A 14,471-nucleotide genomic window follows, 5' to 3' on the forward strand; every position below is an offset into this window, starting at 1 on the left:
GAAGCAAGCGAGATCATCAAGTTGTCTCTCAAAATGTTGATGATTCCTTATTAAGCAGATACCATAATCATTACTGTATTTAAGAAATTACTTAAAAGAAACGCACGATAAGGAGGAATATGAACGAAATGAAGTTCGACCTTCGAGAATTAGCGTTGTTTGCAGAGCAGGCTGTAACAAAAGCGGGTGACAAGATTTCCGAATTGCGCAGCCGGGAAAAAATTGAAGTGAATTACAAGGATTATGGTGAACTTGTGACATCCGCTGATTTGTTATCGGAAAGAATCATTCAAGAAGCCATAATGGGTAAATTTCAAGGTCATCGAATTCTTTCGGAGGAAAATGGAGTACATAACTGGGATAATTTCAAGTTTGACGGTCCGGTTTGGGTAGTTGATCCCTTAGATGGAACAGTTAATTTTGCTCGCAACCTGCCGCATTACGGCATTTCATTGGCTTTTGCCCTTGATGGCGTAGTACTGGCAGGAGCGGTATATGCGCCGGATTTGCACTGTACTTATGTTGGGATTAAAGGGGAAGGCTCCTATTGCAATGGTGAGCGTTTACGAATTCGTACATGTACTTCGCTGCTGGATGCTGTCATAGGCACAGGTTTTCCGCATGATCCAGCAAAAGTCGAACCAGCAATCGAAAGAGTGAACCGACTCAGAAGAAACTGTCGTGATATTAGGCGTTTTGCCGCACCGACAGTAGACATTTGTTATGTGGCGTCCGGAAAATTAGATGCGCATACGGAAAGTCTTTCACCGTGGGACGTAGCCGCCGCAGGCTTGATTGCACGGGAGGCGGGAGCATTAAGTTGCAATGTACATGTGGTGCCCGATCACATCCCTAATGAACTCTATGGTGAAGAGGCCGTATTCACGACACCCGGAATCTTTGATGATCTTTTGACATTATTGCGGAAGGAATCTGAATAAAAGGTTCATTCTTTTTGCAGCATTGTTGCATGTTCTTAGATTTTGGACTTTATTTTCTCGTCCTTGGTTAGCTAATGTAAGCATGCACTATCAGCGCAGCGCTATAGTGCCGCTTTGCCTGCCTCACCCCCTCGGGTGTGGCAATTTGCTCTTGCACCCCGTTTAGGTGGAAGCGGCGGAGGGGATTTTGGAACTGTAGGAGCGGTAGCATCCGCCTTTGTCTCCGGATTTAATCCGCTTAGCGGTTAATCAAATAAATCTGGAGACAACAGCGGCCGGAAGTCCAAAATCACCGCAGCCGCGCCATTCACCTAAACTCCCCCTCATAGAATTTTTCATTCCCATTTGACACCACCCCTTTCATCTGTCATAATTCCCTATAGTTGAATATGCGCCTTTAATTCAGTCCCGTGAGGCTGGCAAGGTAACGTGAATCGAGGTTCGCGAACATGGAAGCAGGAATCCGTATGAGTACGGAGGGCCTTTTTATGCGCGCGGACACGCCATCTTTTTGAATCTGCGGATTTCACTCCTTGCCTGTTTCGGGCAAGGAGTTTTTTGTTTATCCGGGAACTTGAACAGGCGATCAAGCAGGAGGATGGCACGATGATGGTTACTGAAAAAAATGTCATTATGGACGAAACGGCGATTCGCCGGGCACTGTCACGCATTGCACATGAGATTTTGGAGAAGAACAAGGGTATTGAGAATTGTCTGCTGGTCGGCATCCGTACAAGAGGGATTTATCTGGCCCAGCGGATTGCGGAGCGCATCAAGGAGATTGAAGGCGTGGATATACCTTACGGTGAGCTGGATATCACGCATTACCGCGATGACCGCGAAGGCGGCGGTGACAACAGGGAGTCGATGGACAAGGCTGTGGTCAACAGCAATCTGACCCTGCCCCCGGGCAGCAACGGCATCCAGGACAAGAAAGTGATTCTGTTCGACGATGTGCTGTACACCGGCAGAACGATCCGGGCGGCGATGGATGCGCTGATGGATTGCGGACGGCCGCGGATGATCCAGCTGGCGGTACTGGCTGACCGCGGACACCGGGAACTGCCCATCCGCCCCGACTATATCGGCAAGAACGTACCTACCTCCAGGCATGAGCAGATTGAAGTGTCACTGACCGAATACGACGGCAAGGACGAAGTGTACATTATTTCAAACCGGGAGGAACGATAACAATGATGACGGCAACCAAAGTGAAGGAACGCAGTCTGCTGGGGATTAAGGAGCTGGACGCTTCGGAAATCAGCCTGCTTTTGAACAGAACGGCTTACTGGGACAATCAGAGCGAGAAGCTCACGCCGGTACTGAGAGCGCATTTTGTTGCCAACATGTTTTTTGAGAATAGCACACGGACCCGCTTCTCCTTCGAAATGGCCGAGAAACGGCTGGGCGTTCAGGTCCTGAACTTCACGGCGGCAGCTTCCAGTGTAGAAAAAGGCGAGTCGATCTACGATACCGTACGCACCTTAGAGTCAATGGGGATCGATGCCGGAGTTGTGCGTTTGAAGCCGGCAGGCGTGCTGCAGCAGCTGGCCGAGAAGGTAAGCATCCCGCTGATCAATGCCGGAGACGGCAACAACGAACACCCGACGCAGGCGCTGCTGGACCTCTACACGATGCGCAAGCATTTTGGAGAACTGAAGGGCCTGAAAGTGTCGATTATCGGAGATATTATGCATAGCCGGGTCGCACGCTCCAACCTGTGGGCATTGACCAAGATGGGCGCAAGCGTCCAGTTCTGTGCACCGGCGAATATGCAGGCTCCTGAGCTTGCCGCGTACGCCCCATACGTTTCAATGGAAGAAGCGCTGAAAGCGGATGTGGTTATGATGCTGAGAGTGCAGCTGGAACGGCATTCCTCCGGTATTATTTTATCGGCAGCAGAGTACCGGGAGCACTTCGGACTTACGGAAGAACGCGCTGCGAAGCTGGACAAGGGGACGATCATCATGCACCCGGCGCCGGTCAACCGCAACGTTGAGATCGATGACGCAGTGGTGGAGAGCAGCCAGTCACGGATTTTCCCGCAGATGGCGAATGGAGTCCCGGTAAGGATGGCAGTGATGGAGAGAGCACTTCAGTAGCAAGATTCCGCAAAAAAACCTCACATAACTTTACTAATAAATATACACAAAGATGAATTTTTATTATATAATAACTAAAGAGCTTACGGCTGCGGCCAGAGGCACAAAGGAGAATCATAACCGTGATCATTAAAAACGCCAGTGTACTGGGCCAAGAAGGCATGCTGGAGCGCAAGCATATTGTCGTGTTGGACGGGGTAATCTCTAAGATTCTGGATGCCGCAGAAGCGGTTGAGGAAGCAGGAGAGATCATCGAAGCGGAAGGCAAGCTGCTGATTCCAGGACTGATTGATATGCATGTGCACTTACGTGAACCGGGGTTTGAGCATAAGGAAACGATTGAGACCGGCGCACGTTCGGCGGCCAAGGGCGGATTCACAACCATCGCCTGCATGCCGAATACACGCCCGGTAACAGACAGTGCAGAGATTGTCCAATTGGTAAAAGATAAGGCGCGTGAAGCCGGACTCGTGAAGGTGCTGCCTTACGCGGCCATTACGAAGAATGAGCTGGGACTTGAGCTGACTGACTTTGCCGCACTGAAAGCGGCTGGAGCGATCGGCTTCACCGACGACGGTGTAGGCGTACAGAGCGCACAAATGATGAAGGATGCCATGAAGCTGGCGGCTGGACTGGATATGCCGGTCATCGCCCACTGCGAGGACAACTCGCTGGTTGAGGGCTGCGCGGTAGCGGAAGGAACGTTTGCCGACAAGCATGGACTTAAGGGAATTCCGAATGAGTCGGAAGCCATCCATGTAGGCCGCGACATACTGCTGTCTGAAGCTACAGGCGTTCACTACCATGTGTGCCACGTCAGCACCGAGCAATCGGTACGGCTGATCCGTCAGGCTAAGCAGATCGGCATCAAGGTGACCGCTGAGGTGTGCCCGCATCATCTGCTGCTCTCGGAGGAAGACATTCCGGGAATGGACGCGAACTGGAAAATGAACCCGCCGCTGCGCTCGCGCCGCGATGTGGAGGCCTGCATCGAAGGACTGCTGGACGGCACACTAGATATCATCGTTACCGATCACGCACCGCACAGTGCGGAAGAGAAAGCAAAAGGCATGCAGCTTGCACCGTTTGGCATTGTCGGTTTTGAGACAGCCTTCCCGCTGCTGTATACCGCTTTTGTGGCCACTGGCAAATGGGATCTGTCCCTGCTGGTCCAGCGGATGACCGCTGACCCGGCCCGGGTGTTCAGATTGAACACTGGCAGCCTTGCAGTAGGGGCGCCTGCCGATCTGACACTGATTGATTTGAATGAAGAGAAGGAAGTGGACCCGGTAACGTTTGCCAGCAAAGGGCGGAATACTCCTTTTGGCGGATGGAAGCTTAAGGGCTGGCCGGTGAAGACTTGGGTAGACGGCAGAGCCGTATGGAGTGAAGTATAACTGACGGTTACTGGCAGCCAGGCTGCCGGCCGTGACATAAGCATCAGACTACAGAAACAAGAAGGAGTGGAAGGGAATGCAGGCGAGATTGCTGCTTCAGGACGGAACGCTGTTTACAGGCACCGCATTTGGCGCGGAAGGCGAAAAGACGGGCGAGGTTGTATTTAACACAGGAATTACGGGATATCAGGAGGTGCTGTCGGACCCTTCGTACTGCGGCCAGATCGTCACAATGACGTATCCGCTGATCGGAAATTACGGCATTACCCGTGATGATTTCGAATCTGTGCGCCCTTTTGTGCACGGCTTTGTGGTGCGTCGTCACGAGACTGTGCCCAGCAACTGGCGTGCTGAATACAGTGTAGACGATCTGCTGAAGGAATACGGCATTCCCGGAATCAGCGAGATTGATACCCGGATGCTGACCCGCATTATCCGCCATCACGGCACGATGAAGGCGATCCTCACCACTTCGAATAAACGTGTGGAAGAACTGATGGAAATGATGGGCGATACTACAATTGAAGAATTGCGCAATCAGGTAGCCCGTACCTCCACAACCAAGACATATAGCAGTCCTGGGAACAAAGAACGCGTTGTCCTGGTGGATTACGGCGCGAAGACAGGCATTCTGCGCGAGCTGAACAGCCGCGGCTGTGATGTGGTTGTCGTGCCTCACGATGTGACTGCAGATGAGATCCGCCGCCTGAATCCGGACGGAATCCAGCTGTCGAACGGCCCTGGGGACCCTAAGGATGTACCTTATGCGGTCAAGACCATTTCCGAGCTGCTCGGCGAATATCCGATCTTCGGCATCTGCCTGGGTCATCAGCTGTTCGCGCTGGCATGCGGCGCCGATACCGAGAAGCTCAAATTCGGCCATCGCGGCGGTAACCATCCGGTCAAAGAGCTGGAGAGCGGACGCTGCTTCATCACATCGCAGAACCATGGTTACACGGTTAATGAAGAATCCGTAGTGAACACGGAGCTGGAAGTTACGCATATTAACAACAATGATAAGACCGTTGAAGGACTGAAGCATACCCGTTACCCCGCTTTTTCGGTGCAATACCATCCGGAAGCGGCGCCGGGACCGCATGACAGCAGCTACTTGTTCGACCGTTTCCTGCAGATGATCGCAGACCACAAGGCGAAACTGCCGGCAGGCTCGCGCCAGGCGCAGCTTGCGGCCAATGCCAGAATCACGGCACCGAAACCTGCAGCACAGCTTGAAGCCGTGAAAGGAGCACTATAACATGCCTAAGAACGATAAACTCAAAAAAATTCTGGTTATCGGCTCCGGTCCGATTGTCATCGGCCAAGCCGCCGAATTTGACTATGCGGGTACGCAAGCCTGCCAGGCGCTCAAAGAAGAAGGCGTAGAGGTTGTGCTGATCAACAGCAACCCGGCTACGATCATGACCGATACCAATATGGCTGACAAAGTATACATTGAACCGATCACGCTCGAATTCGTGACGGCGATTATCCGCCAGGAACGTCCGGACGGCCTGCTGCCGACACTGGGCGGACAGACCGGCCTCAACATGGCAGTGGAGCTGGCCCGTGCAGGCGTACTGAAATCCGAGAATGTGAAGCTTCTGGGTACACAGCTGGAATCCATCGAGAAAGCGGAGGACCGCGACTTGTTCCGCGATCTGATGCGTGAGCTGGATCAGCCTGTTCCTGAGAGTGCCATCATCACAAGTGTGGAAGAAGCGATGGGCTTCGCCGCCGGCATCGGCTATCCGCTAATCGTCCGTCCGGCCTACACGCTGGGCGGAACAGGCGGCGGGATCTGTGACAATGAGGAAGAGCTACGCGAAACCGTCAAAGCAGGTATCCGTTACAGTCCGATCGGCCAATGTCTGGTGGAGAAGAGCATCGCCGGCATGAAGGAAGTCGAATATGAAGTCATGCGTGATAAGAATGACAACTGTATCGTAGTCTGCAACATGGAGAACTTTGATCCGGTTGGCGTACATACAGGCGACAGTATCGTAGTAGCGCCAAGCCAGACGTTGTCTGACCGTGAGTACCAGATGCTGCGCAGCGCTTCCCTGAAGATTATCCGCGCGCTGAATATCGAAGGCGGCTGTAACGTACAGTTCGCACTGGACCCGCAGAGCTATCAATATTATGTCATTGAAGTGAATCCGCGCGTAAGCCGCTCGTCGGCGCTGGCGTCGAAGGCGACCGGATATCCGATTGCCAAGATGGCCGCCAAAATCGCCCTCGGCTACACGCTCGATGAAATCGTCAATCCGGTTACCGGACAGACGTATGCCTGCTTCGAGCCGACACTGGATTATATCGTCAGCAAAATCCCGCGCTGGCCCTTCGACAAGTTCATCTCTGCGAACCGTAAGCTCGGTACCCAGATGAAGGCAACCGGAGAAGTGATGGCCATCGGCCGGACCTTCGAAGAATCGATTCACAAGGCGATCCGGTCGCTGGAGATCGGTGTGCACCGTTTCCGTCTGCCTGGCGCAGAGCTGCTTGAAGACAGTGTGCTGCGTTATAGACTCGCCAAAGCGGATGATGAGCGCCTGTTCCTGATCGCAGAAGCGTTCCGCCGCGGCTACGGACTGCAGGATATTCAGGATACGACGAATATTGACTGGTGGTTCCTGTCCAAGATCGAAGGCCTCGTGAACTTCGAGGACGAGATCCGCGCGGAAGAAACCTTGTCCGCAGAAATTCTCTATCAGGCTAAGCGCAAGGGCTTCACCGACCGGGCGATTGCCGAGATCCGTGCCGAAGGACGTCCGGGCGGGGCATTCACCAAGGAATCCGAAGTACGCGTGCTGCGTCTGCAGCAGGGTCTGGTTCCGGTATTCAAAATGGTCGATACCTGCGCCGCAGAATTCGAAGCATCAACTCCATACTACTACTCGACCTATGAGACCGAGAATGAAGTCATTCATTCCGATAAACAGAAGGTTATCGTGCTCGGCTCCGGTCCGATCCGTATCGGCCAGGGTATTGAGTTCGACTATTCTACTGTGCATGCAGTATGGGCGATCCAGAAAGCCGGATATGAAGCCGTAATTATCAACAACAATCCAGAGACAGTGTCGACGGATTTCAATACATCAGACCGCCTGTACTTTGAACCGCTGTTCTTCGAGGATGTCATGAACGTTATCGCCCAGGAGAATCCGATCGGGGTTATCGTACAGTTCGGCGGACAGACCGCAATCAATCTGGCTGCACCGCTCGCAGCAGCAGGTGTGAACATTCTGGGCACGAGCCTGGAGAGCATCGATGAAGCAGAGAACCGCAAGAAATTTGAAGCACTGCTGGCCCGTCTGGATATCGCACAGCCAAAAGGTAAGACGGTTATCAACATTGACGAAGCCGTTGAAACGGCGCAGGCGCTGGGCTATCCGGTGCTGGTTCGTCCATCTTATGTCCTCGGCGGCCGTGCGATGGAGATTGTCTACAATGATACAGAGCTGCTGAGCTACATGGTTGAAGCGGTGAAGGTTAATCCGGAGCATCCGGTGCTGATCGACCGTTACATGCTGGGCAAAGAGGTTGAAGTTGACGCGATCTGTGATGGCGACACCGTAGTGATTCCGGGAATTATGGAGCATGTAGAACGCGCAGGGGTTCACTCCGGTGACTCCATCGCCGTCTATCCGCCGCAATATCTGGATGAAGGCCTGAAGCAGAAGATCTCCGAGATCACGATCAAGATCGCTAAGGAACTGAAGACGATCGGACTGGTTAACATCCAGTTTGTCATCTATCAGAACGAAGTGTATGTGATCGAGGTTAACCCGCGCTCCTCGCGTACGGTTCCTTTCCTGAGCAAGGTGACAGGCATTCCAATGGCTAATCTGGCAACCAAGATCATCCTCGGCGGCAAGCTGAAGGAAGACGGGTACACAGAAGGGCTGTGGCCGGAAAGCGACTACGTTTCGGTAAAAGTACCTGTGTTCTCCTTCGCCAAACTGCGCAGAGTTGAGCCGACACTTGGACCAGAAATGAAATCTACCGGCGAAGTTATGGGCCGCGACAAGTTGTATGCCAAAGCACTCTACAAAGGGCTGATCGGTGCGGGAATGAAGATTCCAGCCACCGGAGCTATCATCGTTACCGTAGCAGATAAAGACAAAGCTGAAGCGGTTGAGCTGATGAAAGGCTTCCATGCCATGGGCTACAAAATCATCGCCACCGGCGGTACCGCGCTTGCGCTTGAGCAGGCCGGGCTGAACGTGATGAACGTTAACAAGCTGGATGAAGGTGAGCCGACCATTCTGGATCTGATCCGCGGCGGTCAGGCGAACTTCGTCTTCAATACACTGACCAAAGGCAAGACGCCTGAGCGTGACGGGTTCCGTATCCGCCGGGAAGCGGTTGAGAACGGCGTTGTATGTATGACTTCGCTGGATACCGTAACCGCGCTGCTGAGAATGCTGCAGACGATCAACTTCTCGTCACAGTCGATGCCTGCTTTTGTCGGACAATAATAAAATAGGGTGAGGGCAGCCGCTACAGGCTGCTACAAGGACGGTTTGCGTTAGCGCAGACCGTTCACCTATGCCCGGGACCTTGAAGAGCTCATTACCACTTGATTACAGAAAGAAGGCTGGCAAATGGACGGGACCGCAGCACAGCAGCAACACGAACATGAGAACATCGGACAAGTAGAAAAGCGTAATGAAATGGCCGGACGGCTGATGGTTGCCCTGGACTACCCGGATGCGGCGCAGGCGAGGCTGTTACTGGACCAGCTGGAAGGTATCCCTTGCTATATGAAGGTCGGCATGCAGCTGTTCTATGCTGCCGGGCCGGACTTCATCCGGGAGCTGAAGGAACGCGGCTATTCGGTCTTCCTGGACGTCAAAATGCATGATATCCCGAACACCGTTCGGGGCGGGGCGGAGAGCCTGACCATGCTGGGCGTTGATATGTTCAACGTGCACGCCGCCGGGGGAGCCGCCATGATGGCTGCTGCACTGGAAGGTGCCGCCAAGGCCGTCAGCCTGCATCCGTCGCTGCATATTCCGCTCATTATCGCGGTGACTCAGCTGACCAGCACCAGCCAGGAGGTTATGAACAGCGAAATCGGCATCAACGGTACGGTGACGGACACCGTAGTACGCTACGCCAAGCTTGCAGCGGAAGCCGGGCTGCATGGTGTGGTGGCATCGCCGCAGGAATCAGCGGTGATCGCAGCAGCCTGCGGACCGGATTTCCGCACAGTGACCCCGGGTATCCGGCCTGCCGGTGCCTCGCTGGACGACCAGTCCCGCGTAATGACACCCGGACAAGCTATACGGCAGGGCAGCCACTACCTGGTAGTGGGCCGGCCGATTACAGCGGCAGCAGATCCGCGCGCCGCAGCACTTACCATTATTGAGGAGATGAGCGAAGTATGAGCCCATTAGAGAATAAAAGTGAACAAGTTGCACGTTATTTGCTGGAGATTGGAGCGGTAGCCCTGCGTCCGCAGGAGCCGTTCACCTGGACGTCCGGCATCAAATCGCCGATCTATTGCGATAACCGCCTGACCTTGTCTTTCCCGGTTGTCCGGGGCTACATTGCCGACGCCTTCGCAGAGCTGATCAGAGCCAGCTATCCGGACGCTGAGGTGATTGCCGGGACTGCAACCGCCGGAATTCCGCACGCGGCCTGGGTGGCCGATAAGCTCGGTCTGCCGATGGCTTATATCCGCGACAAGGCCAAAGGCCACGGCAAGCAGAACCAGATCGAAGGCCTGATCGCTCCCGGCCAGAAGGTGATCGTGATCGAGGACCTGATCTCCACCGGCGGCAGCTCGATCAAGGCCGCACAGGCTGTGCAGGAAGCTGGCGGCGTACCGCTGGCCGTACTGGCTATCTTCAGCTACGAGCTGGACCGCGCCGTAGATGCCTTCGCCGCTGCGGATATCCCGCTGCAGAGCCTGTCCAATTACAGCACACTCATTGATGTGGCGCTGGCTCAAGGCACGATCGCTGACTCGGATGTAGCGCTGCTGCAATCGTGGCGTAAAGACCCGGCAGCGTTCGGCGTATAAGCTGGATTGTGGGCTGTCAGCGGCTTATGAGCGGCGTAATACACTACAACACGTCCATTCCTCACACTTGATTTGTTACCGGCTCATTTGAAACTTCTTAGTGAGTGGTGTGGACATTAATGTTGTACGTTTTACAACTTTGTCTCATGGATAGCCAGGTGTTTAGGAGGATTGTTGTATGAAATACAACAATCCTCCTGCTAAGCCGCTTGGTGAAGAGGAAATGCTGCATTTTCTACAACAATCTTCGATTTTGGCCGATAGGATGAGGAAAATGTTGTATTCTGTGCAGGATTTTGTGTAATGATAAGGGATCCCTACCACATAGAAGGCGGATGAATCGGGAAATTCATGCGACAACAGCCGCCGCCCGGAAGCAGGCCAGAAATACAGCAAGAAGCCCCGTGCCTTCACAGGTACAGCGGGGCTTCTTTTTTGCGTTAGACAAAAGCAGTCTGTGCGAAGGTGAACAAACTGTCTTTTTAGTTTTAACGGGATGTCACTTCCGATATTCGAATAGGCTATATAATGCTAAATAAAGGAATGCTCAGCCGGCTGTCCAGGCTCATGATATTTCATTAGGGGGTTATAAATATGGTTAAATCAACGATTCCTCTTCTGCTCAGGCGCGGTCTTCCGTTGGCACTCTGTGCGGCGGTACTGCTGCCTGTTATTTCGGCTGAAGCGGCGGCCCCTGTCAGCTCTGCCACTTCGGCCAAACCCTTGGCGGCATCCGTGGTGACGCAGCCGTCGGTCTGACAGCGGGTCCTGCGGATCGGCAGTCTGTGGAGTAACAGCGATGATACCTATCTGCGCCAGAACCTGACTGACCTCTATGAGTTCACGCATCCGGACGTGAAGCTGGAGTTTGTTCCGGCGGTGGATCAGGAGCAGTTCCGCTTCACCAACACGTACATGGTGGAAGGACCGGAAGCATTAGGGCATATGCGTGACATCATGGTTGGCAGTGATGCGGTAGATGTGGTCATAGGAGACAGTAGCCTGATCAGGAGTCTGGCAGCCCAGAACATGCTTGAGCCTTTGCAGCCGCTGATTGACCGTGACGGCTATGATATCAGCAATATGGCACCGACGATGCTGAATGGTGTCCGTGAGCTCGGAAGGGGCCATCTGTTTGCGCTGGCACCGACTTTCAACGCCAGCGTAGTTTTCTACAATAAAGGGATATTCGATGCTGCCGGAGTGAATTATCCAACGGACGGGATGACCTGGGATGAATTCTTCAAGCTTGCAGGTATGGTGACGAAGACCTCCAAGCAGATGGATGAGCGGATATATGGCTTCTCAAGGAGCCGTTATGTTGGCGATCCGTTCGGGGATATGCAGGCGTATCTCTCTCCTCTGCAAGCTGCTATGTACGATAACCAAGGCGGGGCAATGACAGTAAATAATGCACTGTGGAGCAAAGGCTGGACTACCTTCAGCAATCTGATTCAGAAGAAGATTATCCCCGGCCCGGATGATATTGAAGCCGCAGCCGCAGCTGTTGCCGAACCTGCTGAGAGCGAATTTAACCCGTTTCTGGGAGACTGGTTTCTGACGGGCAAAGCGGCAATGGTCATCGGAGAATATGGTTATATCAACGAGCTGGCTGCTGCGGACCGCAATGCGCTCCTGATCAAGAACATTCATTTCAGACATGTGGATTGGGGAATCGCCGCTGTGCCTACGTTTGCCGAGAAGCCGGGCGTGGCTGTAGGTGCCGGACTGGAACAGATGCTGACCATCAGCAGTACCGCGCAGAATGAAGAGGATGCCTGGGAGCTGATCAAGTTTGTGAACAGCAACGAAGTAGCCAGAATCAAGGCGGCTAATCCATATCAGCTTACCTCCCGGATGGATTTCAACCGTTCACAGAAGGCTGGAGTAAGCCTTGAACCCTTTTACCATGTGAAGCCTGTGCCGGTGACGGACGCTAATGTGGAGAGTCTGGCGTACAAGATGCCTAATATTTATCAGATCAATCTGGCCGGACAGATGCTGTTCAGCGAAGTCATTCAAGGCAAACGGACGGTAGCGAATGCCCTCAAGGCCTGGGAGCAGCAGGGCAACCATATGCTTAACGCGATGCGCAAAGATCCCACAGTCTTGTTCAATCTGGACAACGGCTGGCTGGAGCGAAGTGCGAAGGGCAAGTAGTGTCCGCATGTGGGGGACGAGGGAAGCTAAGTGGAAAAATGTCATCTAATTATAGCTCAGTCCCTGTATTGAAGGAGCTAGGTGGATAAACAGCACTTGCTTTCGCCCAAAATGGAGTTTGATAAAGTTAGGTCAGAACTAGATGACGAAAATCCACTTGTCTTCGCCAAAATATAAGATACGATCAATTTAAGTGTAGAAAATCCAACTGTTCCCGGTGGGGAGCTGACTCGGCCTGCGGAAGAGGGAACAAGGCATGCGTTGCAGAAATTGCCAGCCGATCCGCAGGGCTTTTTTCCTGTTATTAATGAAAAACTGGGCATGATAATGATCAGAGCAGCATACATTAATACGAAAAAGGAGAAGGGCATCATGAATTGGATATACTTCGCGAAATTGTTCAGGACAAGATTTCAAGCGGGTTGTCTGGCCAAAAGACTCGAACAGGACGGCTGGATCTACGGCTATCATGATCCGCGTTTTGTGGAAATTTACCGTTCGCGCAAGGGCCGCTACGGTGTGCGTTTTCTGCCATAAACAAATTAACCAAATTCATCCTTGACTTTATCTATGCTTATATTGTATATTATCTATTGTCGCTGTTTGAATATGATTACTGACGCGGGGTGGAGCAGCCCGGTAGCTCGTCGGGCTCATAACCCGAAGGCCGCAGGTTCAAATCCTGCCCCCGCAACCAATTTTATTTCATCAGACAGCACTTGTATAATACGGATATCCTAGTCCGGGCCCTTAGCTCAGTTGGTTAGAGCGGTCGGCTCATAACCGATTGGTCACAGGTTCGAGTCCTGTAGGGCCCACTTCACTAAAACCCTTACTTTGTAAGGGTTTTTTGCTATATGTAGGCTCGTCGGAGCGAATATGGCTTGAGTGGGAAAGAGGATGCTTATCTTTAAATGGATGTACACCGATCTTTTGAAAAAAGGGTATGCCTCTGAAACAGCACTAGAAGTCCTGTTTAACGGAAATGCATTGGGGGATTCCTCCATAACTCGTGGATATGAGTTATATGCATCACTTTTTCTTTCATTTGCTATAAACCATATAATTACTTAGAAAATAAGCAATGAACTAAGCTTAATAGATTGCTTGTATCACAGGGGGATCACTTTTGGTGGTTATGGAACAGCATTACACGAGAAAATCTAAACAATTCGAAGCATTGGCGGGTAAGCAAAGAGCGCCAGCATTTGCTGTGGATACGGGTACGCGAATAAGCAGCCTGGCACAGGAACAGCATCCAATGTTATTGAAAATACCCGCCAGGCATAGTGCCTGACGGGTATTTTGTTTACTCGGATTGATCAAGTGAAATCGTTAAAACGCAGCCTCCGGACAAATGCAGTTATTATAAGGAATCAGTAAGTCCCTAACTAAAAATTATAGGCAAAAAGAATAGGAGAAAGACAATTAGTACGATAACGCTGCTGATTCTACTCATCAAGAGATAGGCATCGCTGGGTTCGGATTCACCCTGTGCCATCCATCCATAACGCATATGCCAGCCCATTGCCGGGAAGAAAATATTCAGTATCGCAATCAGCATGAACAGAATAGACAACCATATTTACCAACTCCTTCATTCCTTTTACACAGAATGAGTATATGAAGTTGCATAGTTATGTCGTTTTCTAGCCCCAAAAATAGCTACGCCTGAGACACAAGAGAGAGGAGATGAAGGAATATAGCAGCTGCTTACGATCATCCTACCGGAAGGCAGCAGCAGAGAGGGCAAGTTATGCCATGGATTTGAAGGGGATTAACAAAAAAAAGACCCAAATTAGGAATTTGGGTCAAACAGGGAGGCTCCAGTTGTCCTACTATA

13 protein-coding genes and 2 tRNA genes are annotated in these 14,471 nt (G+C 52.3%); 14 read left to right on the top strand and 1 reads right to left on the bottom strand.

Annotated elements, in window-relative coordinates; translation table 11 throughout:
* Positions 1-119: 119 nt before the first annotated feature.
* The 14 genes from MHI42_RS29245 (at position 120) to MHI42_RS29310 (ending at position 13,446) form a co-directional block, all read left to right on the top strand.
* On the top strand, positions 120-941 hold the full coding sequence (locus MHI42_RS29245; RefSeq protein ID WP_342421427.1) for an inositol monophosphatase family protein: 822 nt from the start codon (positions 120-122) through the stop codon (positions 939-941).
* A gap of 609 nt (positions 942-1,550) precedes the next feature.
* Positions 1,551-2,132, top strand: a complete 582-nt coding sequence (gene pyrR / locus MHI42_RS29250) for a bifunctional pyr operon transcriptional regulator/uracil phosphoribosyltransferase PyrR (RefSeq protein WP_039304472.1) — start codon at positions 1,551-1,553, stop codon at positions 2,130-2,132.
* 2 nt (positions 2,133-2,134) lie between these two features.
* Positions 2,135-3,043, top strand: coding sequence for an aspartate carbamoyltransferase catalytic subunit (locus MHI42_RS29255; RefSeq protein ID WP_342421428.1), 909 nt, complete (start codon positions 2,135-2,137; stop codon positions 3,041-3,043).
* A gap of 116 nt (positions 3,044-3,159) precedes the next feature.
* Positions 3,160-4,440, top strand: coding sequence for a dihydroorotase (locus tag MHI42_RS29260; protein WP_342424824.1), 1,281 nt, complete (start codon positions 3,160-3,162; stop codon positions 4,438-4,440).
* 76 nt (positions 4,441-4,516) lie between these two features.
* Positions 4,517-5,695, top strand: a complete 1,179-nt coding sequence (gene carA / locus MHI42_RS29265) for a glutamine-hydrolyzing carbamoyl-phosphate synthase small subunit (RefSeq protein ID WP_342421429.1) — start codon at positions 4,517-4,519, stop codon at positions 5,693-5,695.
* A 1-nt stretch (position 5,696) separates the two neighbouring features.
* Positions 5,697-8,918 carry a carbamoyl-phosphate synthase large subunit gene (gene carB, locus MHI42_RS29270; RefSeq protein ID WP_171719965.1) on the top strand — a complete coding sequence of 1,074 codons (3,222 nt, stop codon included), beginning with the start codon at positions 5,697-5,699 and terminating at the stop codon, positions 8,916-8,918.
* Positions 8,919-9,113: 195 nt separating this feature from the next.
* A complete protein-coding gene (pyrF, locus tag MHI42_RS29275) occupies positions 9,114-9,830 on the top strand; it encodes an orotidine-5'-phosphate decarboxylase (RefSeq protein WP_246354554.1) in 717 nt (238 codons plus the stop codon).
* Positions 9,827-10,468, top strand: coding sequence for an orotate phosphoribosyltransferase (pyrE, locus tag MHI42_RS29280; protein WP_342421430.1), 642 nt, complete (start codon positions 9,827-9,829; stop codon positions 10,466-10,468). The genes pyrF and pyrE overlap by 4 nt, the downstream gene beginning before the upstream one ends.
* A 178-nt stretch (positions 10,469-10,646) precedes the next feature.
* Positions 10,647-10,772, top strand: coding sequence for a hypothetical protein (locus tag MHI42_RS29285; protein WP_342421431.1), 126 nt, complete (start codon positions 10,647-10,649; stop codon positions 10,770-10,772).
* A gap of 290 nt (positions 10,773-11,062) precedes the next feature.
* Positions 11,063-11,227, top strand: a complete 165-nt coding sequence (locus MHI42_RS29290; protein WP_342421432.1) for a hypothetical protein — start codon at positions 11,063-11,065, stop codon at positions 11,225-11,227.
* A 51-nt stretch (positions 11,228-11,278) separates the two neighbouring features.
* Complete coding sequence (locus MHI42_RS29295; RefSeq protein WP_342424825.1) at positions 11,279-12,628, top strand: extracellular solute-binding protein; 1,350 nt, start codon at positions 11,279-11,281, stop codon at positions 12,626-12,628.
* A 372-nt stretch (positions 12,629-13,000) separates the two neighbouring features.
* Positions 13,001-13,165: a hypothetical protein gene (locus MHI42_RS29300; RefSeq protein ID WP_019909365.1), complete on the top strand. Its 165-nt coding sequence runs from the start codon at positions 13,001-13,003 to the stop codon at positions 13,163-13,165.
* A gap of 83 nt (positions 13,166-13,248) precedes the next feature.
* Positions 13,249-13,325 (top strand) — tRNA-Met (locus tag MHI42_RS29305).
* A gap of 47 nt (positions 13,326-13,372) precedes the next feature.
* A tRNA-Ile gene (locus MHI42_RS29310) sits at positions 13,373-13,446 on the top strand.
* Between the two features lie 569 nt (positions 13,447-14,015).
* Here the strand turns inward: MHI42_RS29310 and MHI42_RS29315 are convergent.
* Complete coding sequence (locus tag MHI42_RS29315) at positions 14,016-14,207, bottom strand: DUF6199 family natural product biosynthesis protein (protein WP_342421433.1); 192 nt, start codon at positions 14,205-14,207, stop codon at positions 14,016-14,018.
* Positions 14,208-14,471 lie beyond the last annotated feature (264 nt).

It is taken from the genome of Paenibacillus sp. FSL E2-0178, assembly GCF_038593005.1.
In the GTDB taxonomy this organism is placed as follows: Bacteria; Bacillota; Bacilli; order Paenibacillales; family Paenibacillaceae; genus Paenibacillus_AQ; species Paenibacillus_AQ phytohabitans.